The organism is Vibrio sp. CB1-14 (assembly GCF_040412085.2).
Taxonomy (GTDB): Bacteria; Pseudomonadota; Gammaproteobacteria; order Enterobacterales; family Vibrionaceae; genus Vibrio; species Vibrio chaetopteri.
In genome coordinates this window covers 327,991-352,794 of sequence record NZ_CP115920.1, presented here as the reverse complement: position 1 = coordinate 352,794, position 24,804 = coordinate 327,991, and the positions used below count along the sequence as shown (strand labels likewise).

The window sequence follows — 24,804 nt, the reverse complement described above, 5'->3', positions numbered from 1 at the left end:
GACCTATCCACCAGAGTTCCATCGACGTTCGGGCCTATAATTTGTACCTATTCGATAGCCTTAAAGACGTTGCCCAAGAATACCTAACAGAGCCTCAAATTGAGGCTCTGCGTCAATCTTATGTGGTAGCAAGAGATGCCCATGAAGGGCAGACCCGCTCTAGCGGTGAACCATACATCATCCACCCGGTTGCGGTTGCTCGTATCCTCGCAGAAATGCGTCTGGATATTGAAACGCTTCAAGCAGCTCTGTTGCATGATGTTATTGAAGATACGGAAGTCACCAAAGAAGAGCTAGAAGAACAGTTTGGCAATACCGTCGCGGAACTCGTGGACGGCGTCTCTAAGCTCGACAAGCTAAAATTCCGAGATCGCAAAGAAGCTCAAGCGGAGAACTTCCGCAAGATGGTGCTTGCCATGGTGCAAGACATCCGCGTGATCTTGATTAAGCTCAGTGACCGTACTCATAACATGCGTACATTGGGCGCGCTTCGTCCTGACAAGAAACGTCGTATCGCTCGTGAAACCCTAGAGATTTATGCGCCGCTTGCGCACCGTCTAGGTATTCACAACATCAAGACCGAGCTTGAAGAGCTAGGTTTTGAAGCGCTCTATCCAAACCGTTATCGCGTTCTAAAAGAAGTGGTGAAAGCTGCTCGTGGTAACCGTAAGGAAATGATCCAACGTATCCACAGCGAAATTGAAGGTCGTCTTGAAGAAGTCGGTCTGAACTGTCGCGTTTTGGGTCGTGAAAAGAACCTGTTCTCCATCTACAACAAGATGAAAACCAAAGAGCAGCGTTTCCACACCATCATGGATATCTATGCCTTCCGCGTTATCGTGGACACGGCGGACACCTGTTATCGTGTACTTGGTCAAGTCCATAGCCTGTACAAGCCTCGTCCTGGCCGCATGAAAGATTACATCGCGGTACCAAAAGCGAACGGCTACCAATCCCTACACACCTCAATGGTTGGCCCTCACGGTGTGCCCGTTGAAGTGCAGATCCGTACTGAAGATATGGATCAAATGGCGGATAAAGGTGTCGCGGCGCACTGGGCTTACAAAGGCAACGGCGATCGCACTGGCACTACGGCGCAAATTAAAGCGCAGCGCTGGATGCAAAGCCTGCTTGAGCTACAGCAAAGTGCTGGTAACTCATTTGAATTTATTGAAAACGTAAAATCCGATCTGTTCCCAGACGAAATTTACGTGTTCACACCAAAAGGTCGTATTGTTGAGTTGCCACTTGGCGCAACCGCCGTCGACTTTGCTTACGCCGTTCATACCGATGTGGGTAATACCTGCGTTGGTGCACGTGTTGACCGTAATCCTTACCCGCTAAGTAAAGCGCTTAAGAACGGCCAAACAGTTGAGATCATCAGTGCACCGGGCGCTCGTCCAAATGCTGCATGGCTAAACTATGTTGTGACATCCCGTGCTCGCACTAAGATCCGCCAGGTCCTTAAGACGATGCGCCGCGAAGAGTCCATCGTACTGGGTCGCCGCTTACTCAACCATGCGTTGGGTCGTCATTCTATTGATACCATCTACCCAGATAACATCAATGAAGTGCTAACTGATCTTAAGCTCGACTCTGTGGATGACTTGCTGGCTGATATCGGCTTAGGCGAGTTAATGAGCATCGTCATTGCGCGTCGCCTGTTAGGTGATACTGACGAACTGACGCAAACCAGCTCGGTACCAACGACAGGCAAAAAGCTACCAATCCGCGGCGCGGAAGGTATTTTGCTGACGTTCGCCAACTGCTGTCACCCGATCCCAGACGATCACATTATTGCGCATGTGTCACCGGGTCGTGGCCTTGTGGTTCACCGCGAGACGTGTCCAAACGTTCGTGGTCACCAAAAAGAGCCGGATAAGTACATGGCTGTTGAGTGGAGCGACAACTTCGAGCAGGAGTTTACTGCTGAGCTGAAAGTCGATCTGCAAAACCACCAAGGTGCGCTGGCTGAGCTGACCAATGTGATTGCCAAAACAGGGTCTAACATTCACGGCATCTCAACCGAGGAGCGTGATGGCCGCTTGTATACGGTGACCGTTTTGCTAACGACCAAAGATCGTGTACACCTTGCTGGCATTATGAAGCGCATTCGCGTGATGCCGCACGCGCTTCGCGTCCGACGTCGTAAGAACTAGCACAGCTTTTTGATTTAATACGGGTTCGATGAATATCGAGCCCGTTTTATTTGGAACACCCCAATGAATTTAGAACGCTACAATCGTATTCAAGAAGTACTCAAAGCACGTCAACCCGACCTGACTTTACTGCTGGAGCAAGTTCACAAGCCAAACAATGTCTCTGCGGTGATTCGCACTGCCGACGCGGCCGGCGTCCACAAAGTCCATGCTGTTTGGCCAGATGAGAAGATGCGCACCTTAAGCCATACCTCAGCCGGCGCACGAAACTGGGTGGAAGTAGAGACGCACGATACGGTAGCCGATGCGATTCGTGAGCTCAAATCACAAGACATGCAAGTTCTTGCGACCAACCTGTCCGATTCTGCAGTCGATTTTCGCGACATTGATTACACCAAACCTACCGCAATCATCCTTGGTGGCGAGAAGAACGGTATTACTCAAGATGCGCTCGGTGAAGCAGATCAGGACATCATTATTCCCATGGTCGGTATGGTTCAGTCGCTCAATGTCTCGGTTGCTAGCGCACTCATTCTGTTCGAAGCACAACGACAGCGCCAACTTGCAGGTATGTACGATCGCGATACCAGTGTTCTGCCAGAAGAAACCATCCATCGGATCTTATTCGAACGCGGCCACCCGGTTCTCGCCAAAGTCGCTAAGAAGAAGAACATGCCTTACCCACCGCTGGATGATGAAGGTCAGATTGTGGCGGATGAGTCATGGTGGAAAGAGATGCAGAAGAAGTAGCAAAGTTTGAGTTAAGACTGGTTTTCTCACCCGTTTGAAGTTACTCGCAATCCGAAAATGCTCAAGTGGTAAGCTTCTGCTATTTGAGCAACTTCTATGAAGCGAGCATGTGTCTACATCTTGTCTTCCAACAACCACAAAGTTTTGTATGTTGGTGTCACCTCTCAACTCAAGCAAAGAGTTTGGCAACACAAAGTCGGTGTTGTTGATGGTTTTACTAAAAAGTACCACGTTCACAAGTTGGTCTTTTTTGAACTTCATCAATCAATGTATTCTGCAATTGAACGAGAAAAGCAGGTAAAGAAGTGGAAGCGTGAATGGAAAGAGAATCTTATTAAGAGTATCAATCCTGATTGGGCGGACTTGTATGATTCTTTATAATTGACACATGTACCGTGAAGACCCCACATCCAAAATGATCGTCACCCTGCGCAGGCAGGGGCCTACTCAAAACACGCACCAAGCCTCAGCAAGATTCCTGCCTGCGTAGGCGCACGGCCAGTGGAATGACGAACCTATAGAACCACCGCATTCAAATTAGCCGTCACCCCTGCGTAGGCAGGGGTCTACTCAAAGCGCGCACCAAGCCTCAGCAAGATTCCTGCCTGCGTAGGCGCACGGCCAGTGGAATGACGAACCTTTAGAACCACCGCACTCAAATTAATCGCCACCCCTTGTATAAAACTGTACAAAAAGACAGTTAAATGCTTGAATATTCCCATCTAACACTCTGATGGATGGTGAATATGGCTCAGTTACTGTCGGCAATTCCTTTAACTTCGCTTACTGGCGTAGGGGCAAAAGTCGCAGAGAAACTTGAAAAGGTAGGATTGCACACGGTGCAAGATCTGCTGTTTCACTTGCCTCATCGCTATGAAGACCGCACACGCATCTACCCTATCGTCAAACTGCACCCGGGTCTTTGGGGGTCAGTGCAAGGTAAAGTGATGAGTAGTGATGTCGCCTTTGGCCGTCGTAAAATGCTGACTGTAAAAGTCAGTGATGGCAATGGCACCATTACCCTACGCTTTTTCAACTTCACAGCGGCGATGAAGAATAACTTCTCCGAGGGGCGTGTTGTTATTGCCTATGGTGAAGTGAAGCGCGGCAATCACGGCCTTGAAATCATCCATCCTGAATACAAGTTTCATGCAGAGGGGAAAACACCAAAGCTCGAGCAAACTCTGACGCCCGTCTACCCGACAACTGAAGGCTTGAGACAACTGACTCTTAAGAGTTTAACCGACCAAGCGCTAGAGCTCATGGATGGTGCCGCTGTTGATGAGCTACTGCCAAGTGGCTTGTACAATCAGCAAATGACGCTTAGCCAAGCGCTACACATTATTCACCGCCCGCCGCCGAACATTAACCTCGACGATTTTGATGAAGGCAAACACCCGGCTCAGCAGCGCTTGATCATTGAAGAGCTCATGGCGCAGAACTTGTCGATGCTCGCCGTGCGCAGTAAAGGTCAACAAGATGCTGCGATTGCACTAGATCCGGTACAAACGCTTAAACAAAAGCTTTTGGAGCAACTCCCTTTCTCACCAACAGGCGCTCAAGCTCGCGTGGTTCAAGAAATTGAAACCGACCTGCAAAAACCTACCCCTATGATGCGCTTAGTACAGGGAGATGTGGGATCGGGTAAAACCCTAGTCGCAGCCTTGGCTGCGGTGCGCGCGATTGAGCATGGCTATCAAGTGGCAATGATGGCACCTACTGAATTGCTCGCGGAGCAGCATGCGATTAACTTTGCTGGCTGGTTTGAGTCGATGGGCATTCAAGTGGGCTGGCTGGCTGGTAAGCAGAAAGGCAAAGCGAAAGAAGCTGAGCTCGCACGTATTGCCAGTGGTGAAGCTCAAATGGTTGTCGGCACCCATGCGCTGTTTCAGGAATCGGTCGAGTTTAACAACTTGGCACTCGTTATCATTGATGAGCAGCACCGCTTTGGTGTCCACCAGCGACTCGAGCTGCGTGCAAAAGGCGCTAAGCAAGGCTTCTACCCGCACCAGTTGATCATGACGGCCACGCCGATTCCTAGAACTCTGGCGATGACCGCCTATGCAGATTTAGAAACCTCAGTCATTGACGAACTGCCGCCGGGGCGAACCCCGATTCAAACGGTCGCTATTCCCGATACCAAGCGTGATGATGTGATTGAACGCGTCAAAAATGCCTGCCTTCATGAAGGCAAACAGGCATATTGGGTGTGCACCTTGATTGATGAGTCTGAAGTGCTTGAAGCGCAAGCCGCCGCGGATACCGCCGAAGACCTACAACGCAAACTCCCCGATCTTAAGATTGGCTTAGTGCATGGCCGCATGAAGCCGGCGGAGAAGCAAGATGTGATGCAGCGTTTTAAAAACAACGAGCTGCATCTTTTGGTTGCTACCACAGTGATCGAGGTCGGGGTGGATGTTCCCAACTCCAGCTTGATGATCATCGAAAACCCAGAGCGCCTTGGTTTGGCACAGCTACACCAGCTGCGCGGCCGTGTGGGACGTGGCAGCGTTGCAAGTCACTGTGTGCTGTTGTATCACTCTCCACTGTCTAAAACCGCTCAGAAGCGCTTAGGCGTGCTAAGAGAAAGCAATGACGGATTTGTCATTGCTCAGAAAGATTTAGAGATTCGAGGCCCTGGCGAGTTGCTTGGTACCAAACAAACCGGCTTGGCTGACTTTAAGATCGCCGACTTAGTTCGTGACCAGCGCTTAGTGCCAGAGGTGCAGCGCATTGCCCGTCATGTTCATGAACAATATCCGGACAACGCTAAGAAGATTATCGACCGCTGGTTAGGTGATAGAGAGTTTTACGCTAAGGCGTAAGGATTCTTGATCCTAGGTCCTAGGTCCTAGGAATCATATTCTTCCCATTCTTCACTGCAGGAAAGCTCACTTGCGCCTTCAAGCCGCCTTCACTGCGATTCGAGATACTCACTGAGCCGTGATGCTGGCTAATGATACGTTTAACTATCGCTAGACCCAGCCCCGTACCTTCACTACCACGAGCGGTATCGCCACGTGTAAAAGGTTCGAATAGACGGCTGATTTGATCTGGGTCGATACCCGGACCATTGTCTTCCACCGTCACCCACGCAAGTTTGTTATCAGCGGTCATACCTGTCGTCACCTTCACCCAGCCATTCCCATAACGCACGGCATTCACCACCAGGTTAGTAATGGCACGTTTGATGGCGATAGGACTCCCTTCGATGTCTTTGATGCGCGCCATAGGGTCAAAATCGATTTGGATCTCATACCCCCCTTCAGACGAGACAATATCCGAGGCAATATCATTCAGGCTAAGCGGTTCGAACGACTGAGTGTTAACGGGTTTCAGATAGTCCATAAACTGGCTGATGATTTCGTTGCATTCTTCAGTATCACTGATAATGCCTTCCGCCAAGTAGCTGTCTTCTGGCGACATCATCTCTGTAGCAAGGCGAATACGTGTCAGCGGCGTGCGGATATCATGACTGATACCGGCCATTAATAGCGTGCGGTCTTGTTCAAGCTCTTGGATGCCTTTTGCCATTTGGTTAAAGGCTCGAGTGACTGAGCGGATCTCCGACGCCCCTTTTCTGGCAGTGGCGGTGGGATTTCTCCTTTCCCTACTAGCTTCGCCGCATTTTCCAGAGCCGTCAGTGGCCGGTTCTGCAAGCGAATAAACAGCCAGCCACCAGCAAGGACAAGCAGCGCCATAATTAAGCTATTACGAAACAGCGGGGCAAAGTCTTCTTCTTGCAGCTCAGAGAGCGGGATACGGATCAGGGAGTTTGGTAGCGCGGCGATTTGCATCCATAGAATATAGCTCTCCTCACCAAGTATCAGACGAACCTCAGTCTCGGTTTGTAGCTCGTCGCTCATCTCTTCGCTCATCAAGTCGATAGGCAACGCATGGTTAAACTCACTTGCCATAGGACCATCATCCGCATGAATGGTCACGCCCAACTGAGCTAACACCTGCCTACGCAAAGGCGCATCCATTTCAATTTGCCCATCGACATCTTCCGTATCTTCTAGGAAAAACACCAACTCGTGAGCCAAGATCTTGTTGAACTGCTGCAAGCTCGGCAGCAACGCATAGTTGTACACGGCGTAGTATGAGAAAACTTGGCTGGCAACTAACAGAGAGAAAAACAACAGGATAGATTGGGTGAAGGAGCTACGAAAGCGCATAAGGTTTCCTTTGGAGCGAAGATCGAGACAGGATAATAAACAAAAAAGGCTCTGAATCCATCCAGAGCCTTATCAATCAATTATGCTTCTTTACCGTCTGGCACGAAGACATAACCTAAACCCCACACAGTTTGAATGTAGCGAGGTTTACTCGGGTCGATTTCTAACATACGACGCAAGCGAGAAATTTGTACATCAATGGAGCGCTCCATCGCCGAGTACTCACGACCACGAGCCATGTTCATCAGCTTATCACGCGACATAGGTTCACGCGCGTTGGTAACCAATGCTTTAAGCACCGCAAACTCACCAGACGTCAGAGGCATCGCCTCTTCACCGCGGAACATCTCACGAGTACCAAGGTTTAGTCGGAAGTCACCGAACTCAACCACAGACTCTTCTTGGCTTGGCGCACCCGGCGCTTCGATAGTCTGGCGACGCAACACCGCTTTAATACGAGCTAGCAGCTCACGCGGGTTGAACGGCTTTGGTAAGTAGTCATCCGCACCGACCTCAAGGCCAACGATACGGTCTACTTCATCGCCTTTCGCTGTCAGCATTAGAATCGGCAACATGTTGTTGGCGTTACGTAAACGACGACAAATCGACAGGCCATCTTCACCTGGTAGCATTAAATCCAATACCATCAAATGAAAGTTTTCACGGGTTAACAGGCGGTCCATCTGCTCACTGTTAGCAACACTGCGTACTTGGAATCCTTGCTCTGATAAGTAACGCTCTAGCAATGCACGTAGACGTGCATCGTCATCAACAACTAAAATCTTGTGATTTTCTTGCATATTCGATTCCACCACTAAAAAGCAATTTACACCCTCAGCCTGCTATTTTATGAAGCAAACCAAAGGTTCAGCGGTAAATGTAACATTCCTTGGACAAAAGTTGTGCAGAGAATTGTTAGCGATTATTAATTATGGTCTATATTAGCTGCCTTCGACACCATTCTGTGTGATATGTATGGTATTTATCGGATGTTGCTAAACTTTTTGCCCTGAAACACGTTTAACCAAAGTGTCATATTTCTAGCGTTCGCTAACGCTTTGTAACGCTTCGTAATAGGGTTTTCACAGCCCAAAGCACCGCTCTCATATACCCTAATAAATAGTATATCTAGTCTCTATGCATCAAGGAGGGGTAATGACCGTATCATCTCAATGGGAGCCGCATTTTTCCCGCGACAGTTTTGCCACCGCACTCAAGTATTGGCGCAGCATTAATGGTTTGTCTCAACTTGAGCTTGTAGAAGCGCTCAGCTTGTCTCATCGCGCCTTTCAAGGCGTAAACCAGCCTATGCTCAGCAAGTGGGAGCACGGCAATGGACAACCCTCACTGATGCGTCGTGCCGGCGTTGCAGCCTTTTTCCAACTGCCTTACCGCTACAACGAAGAAGAGCTTCGGCTAATACAAGGGGTAAAAAAATACGATGAGCTATTTATCGGTAATAATCCCGTATACCCTTGTACCATAGAAGAATTCGCTAGCTACTCTTGGAACCAATTACCCGCTCTTTTTCGCGATCAAATTGAGTATGCTCAGCAGCACTACCGCAACATCAGCTTTGATGACTTAATCTCTGCGATGTCAATCAAAGAGCTACATGTCGTTGTTGCTTTGCACCATCAGGCGATGGTCGGTCACATTGTCTACGGTAAAGACGACAACGGCCAAGATTGTTTGCTGAGCTATTTAGCGAAAGATAAGCTATTGCATCGTAAGGTTCATCGACATGTTTGCCAGCTGTTCGATGGGAAAAAAATCCTCTTAGCTGCCGTCAAGCCATACGCCAAGACTTTGTTGTCGGACATCTATATCCCCGAGAAGTACCAAATCGGCGAATTAAGCGTGTTTGAATGCGATTTGACGGCGCTGCACGCCAACCCATTCTTTGAACAATTACACGACGAAGGCCGAGTTTTATCTTTATTAAGTCACCATCAGAAAGTACAACGCGAACGACGAACTCCAGAGACTACCGATTGACGTGTGAACTGGATTCATTGTGATAAGAAGGCGCCCAGGAGTGACAAAAAAGGAGACCTGGGCAACCTTACTTGGCGCTCACTCTTAAGTGTTGCTTAAAAACCGTATTAGACTTACGAAAAATGGTTTTTGAGTTTAACTTTACAATCAAATGACAGATAGTACGCATACACCTAGTGTGTATTGTTCGACAACTTCTCTCTTACAAATTCTACTTTTTCCGTTATCTAGTACTTATCCGGTCATCATAAGACCGGCTGTGAGCCCCTCCCTCTAGTAGCCAACAGATATTAATTGGTCCAATTGGTCACATTTTCACTGCCCAGCAAAAAGAGAACTACTTACGGGTACTAGATCGTTCTTAACTTAGCCTTCCAAACTTGCTGCTCCATCACAGAAAGATACAAGGATATATCGTATAGTACTCTGCTATGTTTAAGGCATGACTATAGAGGAAGTCTCTTCTAGATTAGCTCCAGCTTAATAATGTGACCAAAAATCCAAATTATATTCACTCCGCTCATAGTGTTTGCCAATTGTCCTCGAATGTGGACACCATTTAGTATTGTGGCTGAATGAGATTTTCCCTATCTTGTTAGCCATTGATTTTCTAATTAACCAGACAATAAGCCACAACCAAAACCAAATCTCATTTAACAGTAAAGATATAGAATGATTACTTCGAGACAACATAAATTATTACGTTTCCTGTTACAGCAACGAGAGCATGTCACATTAACAACTCTGGCAGAACAGTTTTGTGTGTCGAATAAGACTATTCAACGTGATCTGAATGTTATCAATGAATATCTAACTGACTCTGAAGTACGAGTGAGTAAGAAAGTCGGTTCTGGTGTGCTGTTAGAAGCCGAGAACGCAGCTGAATTATTAAAATTAGAGCTACAACTTAATGATGAATCTGAAGAATCTGATAGCGTTCTTGGTCATACTAGGCGAGTAAAGATCGCCTCTTGGTTACTTAGTGAAACGCCAAAAGAAACATCAATTAACAAGCTTTCAGAACGCTATTATATAAGTAACGCCTCTGTTGTTAATGACCTGAAAATTATTGAAGAATGGATAAAACCTCTTGGCTTGCAATTATTTCGTAGTCAAAGTGGCACGCGCATCAAAGGTAGTGAAAGCAATGTTCGCCAAGCAATGGCTGCGTTGATAAATGGTTTGATAAACCATCAAGATTTTGGCTTAGTAAACCATTCTCGCTTGGATCCTAATACTTATAAAGCGCTAGTTCAGTATTTTGGTGAAGAAGAAGTTGATTTTGTTCAAGTCCTATTACAGGAGATGGAGCAAGCATTGGCATACCCATTGGGCGAAGCATATTACATCAATATTTTCACTCATATTTTGATTATGATGCGCCGTCGTATCAGCGGTAACTTGCTATATGAAAAAGAAGAGGTATCCCGAAAATCTCTAGAAGATTCAGTTTTTTTAATAGCTAGTCAGATGGTTACTAAAATCGAGGAACATATCGGACTATCGCTACATGAAGACGAAGTTTGGTTTATCTATCAATACATAATTTCTTCTGGTGTTCTAATCGATGAAAACAATAGCAATGGCTTACTACACGTAGACCTGTTTAGTGAAGAAGCGCGTGATGTTACAACTAGTTTAGTAAACCGATTCTCACAGTTAATAAACATCGACCTAAACCATGACAGTCAACTATATGAAGGGCTTGTTGTTCATATCCGTCCATTAATCAACAGACTTCATTATGAAATAGCAATTCGCAACCCACTAATAGACGATATAAAGAATGAACTTGAAGATGTATATCAGATAACCCGCATTACGGTCGAAAATATCTTTGTTCGTTGTACTGAAAAAAGAGTATCGGATGATGAGGTAGGCTATTTAGCGGTACACTTTCAGGCTGCTATAGAACGTCAAATCACACAAAAGCGTGTACTATTAGTGTGTTCAACCGGTGTAGGTACATCCCACTTGTTAAAAAGTCGCATTCTACGAGCATTTCCAGACTGGGAAATTATAGCGGCAATACCGGCCAGTAAACTACAAAATGCTAATCAGGAACTAGCACCCGACCTTGTTATCTCTACGGTCCATGTTCCAGATATTGACACACCCATGGTGTATGTTACTGCATTTCTTAATGATGCAGATCTCCAACGCATCACGGAAAAGTTAATAACAGAAAAGTTACATCATGCAAGTAATGTGCATACTGTTGCAATTTAATGTTGGGTGTTTGTAAAATGGACATTTCAAGTGTACTTAATGTAAATAATATCAAACTCAATATGGTCGCTAAAAATAAAATAGACGCCATAGAAGAGCTCACTGATTTATTGGTTCAGAATGGCTCTGTTATTGACAAAGACGAGTTTCTTCGGGATATCCTGCTACGAGAGGAGCTTGGACCGACAGGGTTTGATAACTATATCGCGCTCCCACATGGAGAATCGTCTGCGGTTCATCATACAGCATTGGCAATTGGACGTACTCAGCATGATATTACTTGGGATGCTGAGTTTGGAGTCGATGTTCGTTGCATTATTTTATATGCCATTCGTTTGGATGAACAAGATGCGACCAGCTTGCGATTGTTAGCTCACGTATCAAGTACGCTGGCATTTGAAGATATTACAGAGCAACTTCTTAAAGAAAATGATCCCCGACATATCGTTGCTATCTTCAATACTCAAGTAGAATTCAATCATTAATTATAGTTATCTATGTTGTATTTCTACTCTTAGTGGTACCTTGTGAGCCTTTGCTTCTATAGCCAAGTGCTCATCATATCTTCCATTTAGTCCTAGATAAGTCAAATCATTAATCACAACTCATAAATCTCTTATGGTATTAAGCCACCTCACTTCAGAAAAAAGTCCTCCCGTGTTTGTCAATTGTCCATATAAGTGGACATCATTTAGTATTGTGGCCGCATAGCATTTCCCTTATATTTACAATCATAGATTAAATACTAATGAAGGCATGGCACTGGAATCTAAATGAATTAAAATCTTGTCCAGTCGTTATAAGACAAACATCCAAGCTGCACTGATTGACGAAATTAATAGTGCAACAAATAACTATGCCTTCGTGTCTAATCCAAAAGATACAATAGTATACTACTGAAATTAACAGAAAAATATCAGTGGTATAAACTTGTGCTTATTAACTTATTTTGAATTCAACAAAGGTGTTCAATGGATATCTCTACAGTACTTAATGTAAAAAACATAAAGTTAGACATGGTTGCTAAAACTAAAGAAGAAGCAATTGAAGAATTAGTAGAGTTACTAGTCAAAGATGGGTCTGTAATAAATAAGGAGCAGTTTCTTAACGATGTTTGGCTACGCGAGGAGCAGGGCTCAACTGGTTTTGAAAACCATGTAGCAATCCCGCATGGAAAATCATCTGCTGCGAGTCGCACAGCATTGGCCTTTGGTCGCACCCAACACGATATTCCATGGGAGACCATGGATGATAGCGATGTTCGCTGTGTCATCTTGTTTGCAGTTTGTTTAGAAGACCAAAATACCACTCACATTCGACTGCTCTCACAAGTTTCAGGAGCTTTGGCAGATGAAGAGTTAATAGAAAAACTACTAAAAGAAAATAGCCCAGAAAAGATTATCGACATTTTCAATTCGGAAAACAATGAAATAGCAGCATAGGTATGCTGGTTATTAGTATTACTATAAATTCACCATACGGTGACCCCCTATATCGTGAAACAAATTATTAAGGTAGATTATGAATATCGTAGGAATTTCAGCTTGTACTGTAGGCATCGCTCATACATATATCGCTCAAAAGAAAATTGAACTTGCCGCAAAAAAGGCCGGACATAGTGTAAAGATAGAAACACAGGGTACGATTGGTATCGAGAACGAACTCACTGAGGCTGAGATAGCACAAGCTGATGTCGTTCTTATTGCTGCTGATGTCAACGTTTCAGGTGAAGAGAGGTTTGCTGGTAGAAAGGTAGTTAGAGTGCCTACATCAATCGCCGTTAAATCACCTAACAAGCTCATTGAAAAGCTCCAAGAGATCGTAAATGGGTAATCTACTACCAAGTAATTATCATCCAATAATTCTGAAAATATAAAATAGGATTTCATCTATGAGTATAAAAAACTTATGGAAAGCAGCTAACCCTAAAGGCCATCTATTAACTGCTATTTCATTTTTAATCCCTATTGTTTGTGGTGCTGGTTTTATTATATCTATCGGCTTATCCCTTAATGGTTCGGTAGAAGACACTTTGATTTCAGGACAGTTTGATATTTGGACTGTACTTGCCACAATGGGTGCCAAAGCACTAGGTCTATTACCTGTTGTCATTGCTTGTGGTATTGCGGGTTCTATTGCGGGTAAACCTGGCGTAGCACCTGGCTTTGTTGTTGGATTGGCGGCAAACGCTATATCTGCGGGTTTCATTGGTGGCATTCTTGGTGGTTATATTGCTGGTTTCATGGCTCTTGGTATCATCAAAAATGTTAAAGTGCCAAACTGGGCTAAAGGCTTAATGCCAACTTTGATTGTCCCGTTTTTTGCCTCGCTTTTTAGCGGGTTGATCATGATCTATATTATTGGAACCCCTGTTGGCATCTTTACCGATGCTCTGACATCCTTCCTAACCAACATGGGCTCTTCGTCTAGTCTGCTATTGGGTGCTGCAATCGGAGCTCTCTGTATCATTGACTTTGGCGGTCCTATCAACAAAACCTGTTTTGCATTCGTATTAACGCTTCAAGCTCAAGGTATCAATGAACCTATTACTGCACTCCAGCTCGTAAACACAGCAACACCTGTTGGTTTTGGTCTAGCGTACTTCATTGGTAAGCTACTACGGAAAAACATCTACAACGATGAAGAAGTCGAGACATTAAAGTCGGCCGTTCCTATGGGTGTGGTAAACATTGTTGAAGGTGCAATACCAGTAGTCATGAATGACATCGTTCGAGGCATTACTGCAGCAGCTATTGGCGGTGCTTGTGGCGGCGCAATTACAATGGTGTTTGGTGCTGATTCAACCGTTCCTTTTGGTGGTGTGTTCATGCTTCCTACAATGACTAGTCCTATGGTTGGAGTTATGGCGTTATTAGTCAATATCCTTGTAACTGGTACTATTTATGCCGTTATCAAGAAAGACGTGCCACGTGAAGTTGTTATTAATAACGATGACAAAGAAGAAGATATCGATTTAAACGAGATTAAAATTGGCTAGTTTTTGATTGAGCCATATTAAATTGACACTTAGAAAAGTGTAGCTAGAAAAATATTAGAACAACCTGAATGCATTAAATTTGTATAACTTTCAGTTGCAGGTTGTTCTATCTGATAATTAATCTAACTTTATTGCGGGCTTTGTTAAAATGAGTAAACAATTACATATCTCCCCATCGCTAATGACTATGGATCTTGATCAATTTAAAGAACAGATCACGTTCCTAGATAGCAATGTAGGTTCCTTTCATATTGATATAATGGATGGACACTTTGTTCCAAACCTTAGCTTGTCTCCATGGTTTATTGAGCAAACACGTAAACTAAGCAATAAGGAAATGTCAGCACATCTAATGGTAACGGACCCAGTATTTTGGGTGCAACAACTTATTGATATTAAGTGTGAAGTGATCTGTATGCCTGCTGAGAGAATCAATGGCGTAGCCTTTAGGCTGATCGACCAAATACATGATGCTGGGCTAAAGGCTGGCGTGGTATTAAACCCTGAGACGCCTGTTAGCGAGATCCTACCTTATATCGATATTATCGATAAAGTCACAGTTATGACTGTAGACCCAGGCTTTGCTGGTCAACGGTTCCTAAAGAAAATGTTGCATAAGATTACAGAGTTGAGGCAACTTCGCGAAGACAATGGATATCAATATCTGATTGAAATGGATGGTTCAACCAATAAAGAGCATTGGAAGATGATCCATGATGTGCAACCAGATATTTATGTTGTTGGGCGTAGTGGACTATTTAATTTAACCGATGACATTGAAAGTTCTTGGCAACAGATGATTTCTGAGTTTGAAGAAGAAACTGGTGAAAAGTTCATTCAAGTTGAAGCACAAGAAGCAGCATAGCAATAAGCATCTTCATACCGACCTATATCACTAGAGCCTATCGCTGACCTTTGCTTAATCATAACGACAGTTCGTTCTTAGCAACCTCCTCAGTCAGCTAATAGGCTCTACTGAGCCCTCAAGCTTATAGATAATGACCTAATCAAGAGACCATTTAAGTCAGGGTTAACCGAACTGACTTTTCTGCATTAAGCCCAGGTTCGCAGTTCTATACTGCGAACATACATGGTAACTGTGCCAATAGTGCTTACGCCACTGCTAAAGTGACAAGCTTGATTATGAAGAATAAACTCCAGACAAAATAGAGTGATCGGAAATGACCAATAGATTAGAGCAACTTCGTAAACTAACAACGGTAGTAGCAGACACCGGTGATATTGAAGCCATTCGCAAGTACCAACCAGAAGACGCAACCACTAACCCCTCTCTGATTTTGAAAGCTGCACAAATTGCTGACTATGCACCGCTTATCGATCAAGCGATCGAGTACGCTAAGTCTCAAAGCGCAGATAAAGCGCAGCAAGTCCAAGACACTTGCGATATGCTAGCGGTTAACATTGGTAAAGAAATCCTAAAGACTATCCCTGGCCGTATTTCAACAGAAGTCGATGCTCGCCTATCATACGACACCGAAGGCAGCATCGCGAAAGCTCGTCAGTTAATCAAAATGTACAATGATGCTGGTATCTCAAATGACCGTATCCTGATTAAGCTTGCTTCTACCTGGGAAGGCATTCGCGCAGCTGAAGTACTAGAGAAAGAAGGCATTAACTGTAACCTAACGCTGCTATTTTCATTTGCACAAGCACGTGCATGTGCAGAGGCGGGCGTATACCTAATTTCTCCATTCGTTGGTCGTATTATGGATTGGTATAAAGCAAAAGAAGGCCGTGACTTCGAAGCCGCTGAAGATCCAGGCGTTATCTCTGTATCTCGCATCTACAACTACTACAAAGACCATGGCTACCATACGGTAGTAATGGGAGCGAGCTTCCGCAATACTGGTGAGATCCTAGAGCTTGCTGGTTGCGACTGTCTGACAATCAGCCCACAGCTTCTGGCTGAGCTTGAAGCCGATGAAGGCGAAGTGGTTGAGATATTGGTTGACTCTAAAGGCACTAAAGAGCGCTCGGCCGCGATGACGCACGCTGAGTTCCTATGGGATCACAATCAAGATGCCATGGCGGTCGAGAAACTTGCAGAAGGCATTCGCAACTTCGCTGTTGACCAAGGCAAACTAGAAGCAATGATCGAAACCAAGCTTTAATCAACACAATTTCAAAGGGGGAACGTTTTGCGTTCCCCTCTTTAATTTCCTCTCTCTAGAATCAAACTTATTCGGAACTGATAATGGATCGTAAATATCTCGCTAATGCTATTCGCGCACTAAGTATGGACGGAGTTCAACAAGCAAACTCCGGCCACCCTGGCGCACCTATGGGTATGGCTGACATCGCAGAGGTGCTTTGGCGCTCTCATCTAAACCACAACCCGTCAAATCCAGAATGGGCTGACCGCGATCGTTTCGTACTTTCAAACGGCCACGGCTCAATGCTTATCTACTCTTTACTGCACCTAACAGGCTACGAGCTACCGACTGAAGAGCTCAAGAACTTCCGTCAACTTCACTCCAAAACACCGGGTCACCCAGAATACGGTTACGCACCTGGCATCGAAACAACGACAGGGCCTTTAGGTCAGGGCATCACCAATGCAGTAGGTATGGCGCTTGCTGAGAAAACTCTCGCAGCACAGTTCAACAAAGAAAGTCTCGATATCGTAGATCACTACACCTATGTATTTATGGGTGATGGTTGCTTGATGGAAGGTATCTCTCACGAGGCATGTTCGTTAGCGGGTACATTGGGCCTTGGTAAACTGATTGCTTTCTGGGATGACAACGGTATTTCTATCGATGGCGAAGTGGAAGGTTGGTTCTCTGACGATACACCCAAGCGCTTTGAAGCTTATGGGTGGCATGTCATTCCCGCTATTGACGGCCATGATTCAGACGCAATTAATGCAGCAATCGAAGCTGCAAAATCGGACCCTCGTCCTACCCTAATCTGTACAAAAACCATCATTGGTTTCGGTTCTCCAAACAAGTCGGGTTCTCATGACTGTCACGGTGCACCATTAGGCGCAGAAGAGATTGCAGCGACTCGTAAGCAACTAGGTTGGGAACATGGTCCATTTGAAATCCCGACAGACGTCTATGCGCAATGGGATGCAAAAGAAGCGGGTGCGGCTAAGGAAGCCACGTGGAACGAGAAGCTTGCAGCGTATGAAGCAGCGTACCCAGAGTTGGCGGCTGAATTCAAGCGCCGAGTAAATGGTGAGCTACCCGCAGAATGGAAACAGAAAACGACACAAATCATCGCTGACCTACAAGCAAATCCAGCGAATATCGCGTCTCGAAAGGCATCTCAAAACGCGCTAGAAGCTTACGGAGCTATGCTTCCGGAGCTTCTCGGCGGTTCTGCGGACCTTGCACCATCAAACCTAACCATGTGGTCTGGCTCTAGGTCACTCAGCGCGGAAGATGCTTCAGGGAACTACATCCACTATGGCGTTCGTGAGTTCGGCATGACAGCCATCATGAATGGTATTGCACTGCATGGTGGTTTTGTTCCCTACGGCGCGACATTCCTAATGTTCATGGAATATGCCCGTAATGCAATGCGTATGGCGGCACTAATGAAAGTGCAAAACATTCAAGTCTACACTCACGACTCTATCGGTCTAGGTGAAGACGGTCCAACGCACCAACCCGTTGAACAGATGGCATCACTTCGCCTTACTCCAAATATGAGCACATGGCGTCCATGTGATCAAGTTGAGTCGGCAGTAGCGTGGAAGTTTGCAATCGAGCGTAAAGATGGCCCTACATCACTTATCTTCTCGCGCCAAAACCTTGCTCAGCAAGAGCGCGATGCTCAGCAAATTGCCGATATTTCCAAAGGTGCTTATGTGCTTAAAGACTGTGACGGTGCACCTGAGCTTATTCTGATTGCAACAGGCTCTGAAGTAGAACTAGCAGTAAACGCTGCCGCTGAGCTCACAGAAGCCGGTAGGAAAGTGCGCGTCGTTTCTATGCCGGCAACAGACGTATTCGACAAGCAAGATAAAGCATATCGCGAATCCGTACTCCCTTCCTCTGTGACTGCACGTATTGCAGTAGAAGCGGGTATCGCAGACTTCTGGTACAAGTATGTTGGCTTTGATGGCAAGGTCATCGGTATGACAACATTCGGTGAATCTGCACCAGCACAACAGCTTTTTGACATGTTTGGTTTTAGTGTTGAAAATGTAGTTAAGGTAGCTAAAGATATGCTAGCAGGATAACTCGAGCTCAGATGAGCAAAACGCTAACTCGAGTATTGAGTTAGCGTTTACATTGAAAGCTTCACGTCATCGTAACGAACGTATAAGCAAGAAATTCGTGTTGGAAAATTTGACGAAAACTAGGTTTATTTATAGCTAATAGCGTTAATAAACCATTCTTTGTCTCCATCAGGCGTACGAACCATCACATCATCATCAACTTCTTTTTTGAGAAGTGCGCGAGCCATCGGGGAATCAATAGAGATGTAATCTTTTGCGTCACCATAGATTTCTTCTGGTCCAACAATTCGAAAACTCTTTACATCCCCGTCTTGATTTTCAATTTCAACCCACGCTCCAAAAAAGACCTTTCCCTCTTGTTGAGGAGAATAGTCAACAATTGTCACTTCTGATAGGAACTTGCGTAGAAACCGGACTCGCCGATCTATTTGACGAAGCAGCCGCTTATTAAAAGTATAGTCAGCGTTTTCTGAACGATCGCCTAGACTGGCTGCCCACGTGACTATTTTTGTAATCTCTGGACGCTTCTCATTCCATAGATGGTCATGCTCGGCTTTGAGCTTGTTATAACCTTCTCTCGTGATTAGTTTTGTCTTCACTTATACAATCCGGCTTTTTAAAGCTATTTTTAGCGCTCTGTTAAGTATACCGCCTCGAAGCTCCGCTTCTAGTTATTCTGGCGCAGCCCTACTAAAGCTCAACACCAATATTGCTCACACCCTGCTCTTTCAGCTCTGCGCGCAAATCTTTGATCAATTCAATATCACGCTCGGTACAATCGCGTAGCGGACGGAAAATAGCCCACTGAACATCCCACTCTTCACACACGGCTTCGTTTTCTTTTTGGTTCTCATTAGTGATTTCCACACCGGTTTCTGCTTGCTCAAGCTGAGCCACAGTCGCGACAGACTGTTGACTGATCTTAAGCGTTGATTCCAGTAAGTAATCGCGATCGAGCAAACCATGCAGTAGAGTCGACAAGGCAAAGCATGCATCAATTGCTGGATAGACGCCGTAGATATCGAAATCTTCCGAGTTTGGAATGACCTCTTCTAGCTTTTCAAGCTGCTTTTCGAAGTTGATTTTAGCGGTTTTCACCGTCAGCAGTTCCCATACCGCATCCAAAATATTGCGGTATACGCGTGCTTCAGCAAACTCGGTTTGCTCACAGAACATAGCGTAGTTGGGGTACATACGCTCGCACAAACAGGTCATAAAAGTGATATGCTGCCAAGGCTCAAATTTTTCGATACGTACCTGAATAGGGTTCTTTAACATGGTCGCTCTGCCGTAGTGAATATAGTCTGCGGAAGTGTAACCAAACGGATAGGGAATAGCCAGAAATGACGACGCAAAAGCATCGCTTAGCACTTGTGACGGACAACAATGACCACTACCGAAAGCTCCTTGAAAGCAAACAGTTGCCAGACTTAACGTTCACTAGCCAACTTGACGAGGCTACCATCTTGCTCGCCGCCCCACCGAAGTTGGCAACGAAACTCGATGAAGCCAACAAGGTGGAGTGGGTTCAGTCGACCTATGCAGGTATCGATGCATTGCTCGGCGAGTCGCTTCGTAAAGACTACAAGCTGACCAATGTGAAAGGGATTTTCGGCCAACAGATCAGCGAGTACGTACTTGGTTATTCAATTGGCTATTTTCGTCATTTCGACCTTTATAAGCAGCAGCAGAAAAAACGCGACTGGCAACCCCATAGCTACCAATCGATGATCGGCAAGCGTATGGTCATTTTTGGCACTGGCGCCATTGGTAGCCACTTAGCCAACACAGTAAAGGCACTCGGTATTGTCCCTGTTGGTATCAATCGTACCGGCATTCCACCAAGGCAAAGTGCATTTGCAGAAACTTACCATATCAATGAAGCGGCGAAAGCACTTGAAAGCGCAGACATTATTGTCAATACGCTGCCGAATACGCCAACCTCCGATGGTCTATTTGATGAGCGTTTGTTCTCAGCCTGTCGCCATGCCCTGTTTTTCAATGTCGGGCGAGGTCAAACCGTGGACGGTAATGCTCTGCTCCAAGCACTGGATCGCGGCCATCTGGTTCATGCCTTTTTGGATGTGTTTATCGATGAGCCCATCTCACAAGAATGCCCTTACTGGAGCAACCCAAATGTGACCGTCACTCCTCATATCGCGGCCATTAGTTTCCCTGAGCAGGTGGTGGATATTTTCGCTGAGAACTATCTGCGTTGGCGAGATGGGTTTCAGTTGCAGAACGTGATTGATTTTGAGCGTGGATATTAGCGGGAATATTTTACTCGTCATCGTGCTCAAAATGGTCGTCACTCCACTAGCCGCACGCCTGCGTAGGCAGGAGTCTTCTCAACGCACGAACCAAGCCTCAAGTAGATTCCTGCCTGCGCAGGAATGACAAGCCTTTTGAATCACCGCACTCAAATTAATCGTCACCCCCACTAGCCGCGCGCCTGCGTAGGCAGAGGTCTTCTCAAAGCGCGCACCAAGCCTCAGCTAGATTCCTGCCTGCGCAGGAATGACGTGAATGGTGAGCTAACCTAACACAACTAGTCTACCTAGTTGGATACTCCTCAAACATCTTATGGACCTGCTCCTGAACAAATATATCTCTATCGGCTGGCTCCATTGTTTCAGTCAGCTGGCGCTGCGAGACTGAGCGCCACACCACGTCATTCGTTTTTGGGTCAACAAGCTCGACCGCCAATTTGCCGAACTTCTTCTCCTTGACTCGCGTTGGGGTGCGAACACCAACACCATAACCGCTGTTATACCCACCCGTTCCGATGCCAAACCCGAAACTAGGACCGTCTGCCCTTAATTCTGTGCCCTCAAGGATGGCATAACGCACAACTAGGTCTGCGTCCTGATCCACCATGGAAAAACCTCTAACATTGAGTTCGTTATCAACGGCTTGTTTGATGCGGGCACTATCTAGGCTAACTGGCACCCCAGCGTTTTCTTGGTATTGATAAGTGTTGAACGCTGCGAAGTTGACGCTAGAGTTGTAATCGGTCGCGACGTCAGAGGCACAACCAGTGAGAAGTAGCAACGAAGCTAGAAAGGAAATAAGCACTTTGAACATTGGGGTGCCTCACTACACAAAACCTCGTTAAAGCGTAGTCAAACTCCAACAAAAATGCCGTTAGTCCCTTTTAGGAAATAACGGCATCTCATTATTTAGACGTCAGTAATTGGCAGTTTATTACTTGTGGTATGGCTTAGATAGCTCGTGAACCGCTTCAACAAACACACCTGCGTTTTCTGGCGGCACGTCAAGGTGAATGCCGTGACCAAGGTTGAATACGTGCCCTGTGCCGCCATCGCCAAAGCCTTCTAGAATGGTAGCCACTTCTTCACGAATACGCTCTGGTTGTGCGTAAAGCATCGATGGATCCATGTTGCCTTGAAGCGCCACTTTGTCACCCACGCGAGCTTTCGCATCGGCAATGTTAATTGTCCAGTCTAGACCGATAGCATCACAGCCCGTTGCTGCGATTTGCTCTAGCCACATGCCACCATTCTTAGTGAACAATGTCACAGGAACGCGGCGACCTTCATTTTCACGAATCAGGCCATCCACAATCTTGTGCATGTACTGAAGTGAGAACAGGTTGTAGTCACGAGGCGTTAGGACGCCACCCCAAGTATCAAATACCATTACAGATTGTGCACCAGCTTTGATCTGTGCATTTAAGTATTCGATTACGCTGTCTGCTAGCTTATCCAGAAGTGCATGCAGGATTTGTGGCTCTGCGTACATCATCTTTTTGATCTTAGTGAATGCTTTCGAGCTACCACCTTCAACCATGTAGGTAGCCAACGTCCACGGGCTTCCTGAGAAGCCGATAAGTGGTACGTCACCGTTTAGGTCTTTACGGATCTGACGAACCGCATTCATGACGTATTTCAGCTCACCTTCTGGATCTGGAAGGCCAATCTTGTCGACATCTGCTTTACACGTGATTGGACGCTCAAACTTAGGGCCTTCACCCGCTTCAAAATACAAGCCTAGACCCATTGCATCTGGAATCGTCAAGATGTCAGAAAATAGAATGGCGGCATCTAGCGGGAAACGGCGTAGTGGCTGAAGAGTCACCTCAGACGCTAGCTCTGCATTCTTACACAGTGACATGAAATCACCCGCCACAGAGCGAGTCTCACGATATTCTGGAAGGTAGCGACCTGCTTGGCGCATCATCCATACTGGTGTGTAATCTACAGGTTGCTTTAGCAACGCTCGAAGATAGCGATCGTTCTTTAATTCCGTCATTCTTTTTTCTCCAATTCGAAAGGCGTTAGTTTACCGCTATTCATTCATGGTTGGCAGCCTTAGATAACAATTCTTTTACTAAATTTTGAGGGTCATCCAGTATGCTGCGTGAACGCTCAAAAAAGAGTCACTTTGCAAAGCAGATCATATTATCAATACGCAGTTTTGAGGTGAATTTGCCAATGGAGAAAAGGAATGTTAAAAGTTTGTTTGCTAGCGAAAATTACAATAATACTACTGAGTCTTAAGACTCAGCATCTCATAACGACATCTTACTTACCCCCTCCGCTCGCGGAGGGTTTTTTTTGTCATTTTTCTGCTGAAGCGGCGTCGACCGTAGCATGAATCAGCGCTCTAGCAATCGTCCCTTCCGGCGCCACCAGCGGCAGTTCATTGGCATTAAACCACTGCGCATCTTTAAGTTCCGTGTAATCCGGTTTTATCTCACCGCTCTCGTAATCAGCAAGAAACGCCATCATCATACTCGATGGAAATGCCCATGGCTGGCTGCCAAAATAGCGGATATTGCCCACCTTAATCCCGGTTTCTTCTTCCACTTCACGGGCAACGCAAGTCTCGAGTGTTTCGCCCACTTCCAAAAAGCCAGCAATCACCGTGTACATGCCACCCGCGTGGCGGTTGTGCTGCGCGAGCAAGATTTGCTGATCTTTTCGAACAGCAACAATAATGCATGGAAAAATACGTGGATAATGCAGCGTTCTGCAGTCCTGACACTGCATAGCAAGCTGATTGTGGTTGAGATGATTGCGACCTCCGCACTGAGGACAAAATCGCATAGATTGACTCATATAGCCGTATTGAATTGCTTTGGAAAGTTGATAGAACAGCGCTTCTGGCAAATGGAGTAATTCGCGTAACGATGTCAGTTCTCGCTCGCCGTCTAAGTCGGCATCGTTAATCCACATCACAGGGTGGTCTTCAAACTCACCCACTTGAATCGCTTGCTCGGCAGGTAGAGAGAATTGCTCTGCTGAGCCAAACGGGACGTCACCATCTGCAAGCCAAAGTTCGTTCCCTGAGACCACACACCAATAAGCCTGACGAATGGTTGCTTTACTTTTTTTTAACATCATCAATCCTCTTCACTTGCAGTTCGACCATTTTACTGGCAATCTAAATTCATACCAGCTAGAAAACTCGAAATTCTAATTCTGGTAAATGAGAAACGATTTCTCTTTACTCTTTGTCGTTACAAAGCGTGCAGCTGCCAATTGCAGTGCCGATCATGAGGACATGGTCATGTTAAATAAATTCAAACAAGTACAAGAACAATGGGGTGGCTCTAGCGAAGTCATCGACCACTGGCTAGAAACAAGACAAGCGCTTATCGTTGAGTACTGTAAGCTCGGCTCACTTCAACCTGCCAACGCTCAATCCAATGTGATCGAGCTGCCAACCGCCAAAGAAATTAGCTCATTCTGCGATCATCTCGTGGATTACATCTCCGAAGGTCATTTTAAGATCTATGACATGGTGATGGATAAGTGGAAAGCGACTGGTTTTAAAACCAATGGAGATATCGACGCGACCTACGCTAAAATCGTTCTCACTACAGACCCACTGCTTGAGTTTAATGACAAGTACGTGCAAGTGAAGTTTGAGGATGAACTTCCTGGTTTTGAGGAAGATATGTCGAAGGTGGGTGAGATACTTGAGCTGCGCTTTGAGGTGGAAGATAAGCTGATTCAGCTGATTGCGGACAGTTTGGCGATTCCGCCGGGTGCGTAAGTAATAGTGCAATAGTTAGCACTTCTGAATCCAGAATCACCGTCACCCCTGCACAGGCAGGGGTCTACTCAAAGTGTGCACCCAGCCTCTAGAAGATTCCTGCCTACGCAGGCGCACGGCCAGTGGAATGACGCGCGTTGTGGAGCTATCACGTCTAAATAATCATCATACCAAAATAGCCTCACTCAAAGTGACCGTCACCCCTGCGCAGGCAAGGGTCTACTCAAAGTGTGCACCAAGCCTCTAGAAGGTTCCTGCCTA

General features: G+C 45.9%; 21 protein-coding genes and 1 pseudogene. 15 read left to right on the top strand and 7 right to left on the bottom strand.

The features are described from left to right. Positions 1 to 41 precede the first annotated feature (41 nt). The 4 genes from spoT (at position 42) to recG (ending at position 5,734) form a co-directional block, all read left to right on the top strand. A complete protein-coding gene (gene spoT, locus PG915_RS01690) occupies positions 42 to 2,159 on the top strand; it encodes a bifunctional GTP diphosphokinase/guanosine-3',5'-bis pyrophosphate 3'-pyrophosphohydrolase (RefSeq protein ID WP_353497607.1) in 2,118 nt (705 codons plus the stop codon). 63 nt (positions 2,160 to 2,222) lie between these two features. After that, positions 2,223 to 2,909, top strand: coding sequence for a tRNA (guanosine(18)-2'-O)-methyltransferase TrmH (trmH, locus tag PG915_RS01685; RefSeq protein WP_353497606.1), 687 nt, complete (start codon positions 2,223 to 2,225; stop codon positions 2,907 to 2,909). A gap of 96 nt (positions 2,910 to 3,005) precedes the next feature. Further along, positions 3,006 to 3,290, top strand: a complete 285-nt coding sequence (locus tag PG915_RS01680; RefSeq protein WP_353497605.1) for a GIY-YIG nuclease family protein — start codon at positions 3,006 to 3,008, stop codon at positions 3,288 to 3,290. Positions 3,291 to 3,655: 365 nt separating this feature from the next. Continuing rightward, on the top strand, positions 3,656 to 5,734 hold the full coding sequence (gene recG, locus PG915_RS01675; protein ID WP_353497604.1) for an ATP-dependent DNA helicase RecG: 2,079 nt from the start codon (positions 3,656 to 3,658) through the stop codon (positions 5,732 to 5,734). Positions 5,735 to 5,753: 19 nt separating this feature from the next. Here the strand turns inward: recG and envZ are convergent. Continuing rightward, a pseudogene (gene envZ / locus PG915_RS01670) lies at positions 5,754 to 7,087 on the bottom strand (two-component system sensor histidine kinase EnvZ). Between the two features lie 80 nt (positions 7,088 to 7,167). After that, positions 7,168 to 7,887 (bottom strand): two-component system response regulator OmpR, encoded by a 720-nt coding sequence (gene ompR / locus PG915_RS01665; protein ID WP_006071277.1) that lies wholly within the window; start codon positions 7,885 to 7,887, stop codon positions 7,168 to 7,170. Between the two features lie 355 nt (positions 7,888 to 8,242). Here ompR and PG915_RS01660 point away from each other — a divergent pair, with 355 nt between their 5' ends. The 9 genes from PG915_RS01660 (at position 8,243) to tkt (ending at position 18,522) form a co-directional block, all read left to right on the top strand. Continuing rightward, the gene (locus PG915_RS01660) at positions 8,243 to 9,085 is read left to right on the top strand and encodes a helix-turn-helix domain-containing protein (RefSeq protein ID WP_353497603.1); all 843 of its coding nucleotides are present in this window, start codon (positions 8,243 to 8,245) and stop codon (positions 9,083 to 9,085) included. Positions 9,086 to 9,757: 672 nt separating this feature from the next. Next, entirely contained in the window at positions 9,758 to 11,314 is a 1,557-nt protein-coding gene (locus tag PG915_RS01655) for a BglG family transcription antiterminator (RefSeq protein ID WP_353497602.1), read from the top strand. Between the two features lie 17 nt (positions 11,315 to 11,331). Further along, positions 11,332 to 11,799, top strand: coding sequence for a PTS sugar transporter subunit IIA (locus PG915_RS01650; protein WP_353497601.1), 468 nt, complete (start codon positions 11,332 to 11,334; stop codon positions 11,797 to 11,799). A 486-nt stretch (positions 11,800 to 12,285) separates the two neighbouring features. Next, entirely contained in the window at positions 12,286 to 12,756 is a 471-nt protein-coding gene (locus tag PG915_RS01645) for a PTS sugar transporter subunit IIA (RefSeq protein ID WP_353497600.1), read from the top strand. A gap of 79 nt (positions 12,757 to 12,835) precedes the next feature. Then, complete coding sequence (locus PG915_RS01640; protein ID WP_353497599.1) at positions 12,836 to 13,147, top strand: PTS fructose transporter subunit IIB; 312 nt, start codon at positions 12,836 to 12,838, stop codon at positions 13,145 to 13,147. A gap of 58 nt (positions 13,148 to 13,205) precedes the next feature. Then, on the top strand, positions 13,206 to 14,312 hold the full coding sequence (locus PG915_RS01635; RefSeq protein WP_353497598.1) for a PTS fructose transporter subunit IIC: 1,107 nt from the start codon (positions 13,206 to 13,208) through the stop codon (positions 14,310 to 14,312). Between the two features lie 148 nt (positions 14,313 to 14,460). Then, positions 14,461 to 15,177: a D-allulose 6-phosphate 3-epimerase gene (gene alsE / locus PG915_RS01630; RefSeq protein ID WP_353497597.1), complete on the top strand. Its 717-nt coding sequence runs from the start codon at positions 14,461 to 14,463 to the stop codon at positions 15,175 to 15,177. A 316-nt stretch (positions 15,178 to 15,493) separates the two neighbouring features. Beyond that, positions 15,494 to 16,444: a transaldolase gene (gene tal / locus PG915_RS01625; protein WP_353497596.1), complete on the top strand. Its 951-nt coding sequence runs from the start codon at positions 15,494 to 15,496 to the stop codon at positions 16,442 to 16,444. Positions 16,445 to 16,527: 83 nt separating this feature from the next. Beyond that, a complete protein-coding gene (gene tkt / locus PG915_RS01620) occupies positions 16,528 to 18,522 on the top strand; it encodes a transketolase (RefSeq protein WP_353497595.1) in 1,995 nt (664 codons plus the stop codon). A gap of 125 nt (positions 18,523 to 18,647) precedes the next feature. On the opposite strand, the gene greB is transcribed toward tkt, so the two are convergent. Both greB and PG915_RS01610 read right to left on the bottom strand, forming a co-directional pair. Continuing rightward, on the bottom strand, positions 18,648 to 19,121 hold the full coding sequence (gene greB / locus PG915_RS01615; protein WP_353497594.1) for a transcription elongation factor GreB: 474 nt from the start codon (positions 19,119 to 19,121) through the stop codon (positions 18,648 to 18,650). Between the two features lie 91 nt (positions 19,122 to 19,212). Next, positions 19,213 to 19,800 carry a YjaG family protein gene (locus PG915_RS01610; RefSeq protein ID WP_353497593.1) on the bottom strand — a complete coding sequence of 196 codons (588 nt, stop codon included), beginning with the start codon at positions 19,798 to 19,800 and terminating at the stop codon, positions 19,213 to 19,215. A gap of 65 nt (positions 19,801 to 19,865) precedes the next feature. On the opposite strand from PG915_RS01610, the gene PG915_RS01605 reads away from it, so the two are divergent. Continuing rightward, positions 19,866 to 20,792 carry a D-2-hydroxyacid dehydrogenase gene (locus PG915_RS01605; protein ID WP_353497592.1) on the top strand — a complete coding sequence of 309 codons (927 nt, stop codon included), beginning with the start codon at positions 19,866 to 19,868 and terminating at the stop codon, positions 20,790 to 20,792. 283 nt (positions 20,793 to 21,075) lie between these two features. Here the strand turns inward: PG915_RS01605 and PG915_RS01600 are convergent, their stop codons facing one another. The 3 genes from PG915_RS01600 to nudC form a co-directional block, all read right to left on the bottom strand. Further along, the gene (locus tag PG915_RS01600; protein ID WP_353497591.1) at positions 21,076 to 21,606 is read right to left on the bottom strand and encodes a DUF4136 domain-containing protein; all 531 of its coding nucleotides are present in this window, start codon (positions 21,604 to 21,606) and stop codon (positions 21,076 to 21,078) included. A 120-nt stretch (positions 21,607 to 21,726) separates the two neighbouring features. Then, positions 21,727 to 22,794 carry a uroporphyrinogen decarboxylase gene (gene hemE, locus PG915_RS01595; RefSeq protein ID WP_353497590.1) on the bottom strand — a complete coding sequence of 356 codons (1,068 nt, stop codon included), beginning with the start codon at positions 22,792 to 22,794 and terminating at the stop codon, positions 21,727 to 21,729. A 308-nt stretch (positions 22,795 to 23,102) separates the two neighbouring features. Continuing rightward, positions 23,103 to 23,885, bottom strand: coding sequence for an NAD(+) diphosphatase (gene nudC, locus PG915_RS01590; protein ID WP_353498638.1), 783 nt, complete (start codon positions 23,883 to 23,885; stop codon positions 23,103 to 23,105). A gap of 163 nt (positions 23,886 to 24,048) precedes the next feature. On the opposite strand from nudC, the gene rsd reads away from it, so the two are divergent. Further along, positions 24,049 to 24,543: a sigma D regulator gene (rsd, locus tag PG915_RS01585; RefSeq protein ID WP_353498637.1), complete on the top strand. Its 495-nt coding sequence runs from the start codon at positions 24,049 to 24,051 to the stop codon at positions 24,541 to 24,543. The last annotated feature ends 261 nt before the right edge of the window (positions 24,544 to 24,804 follow it).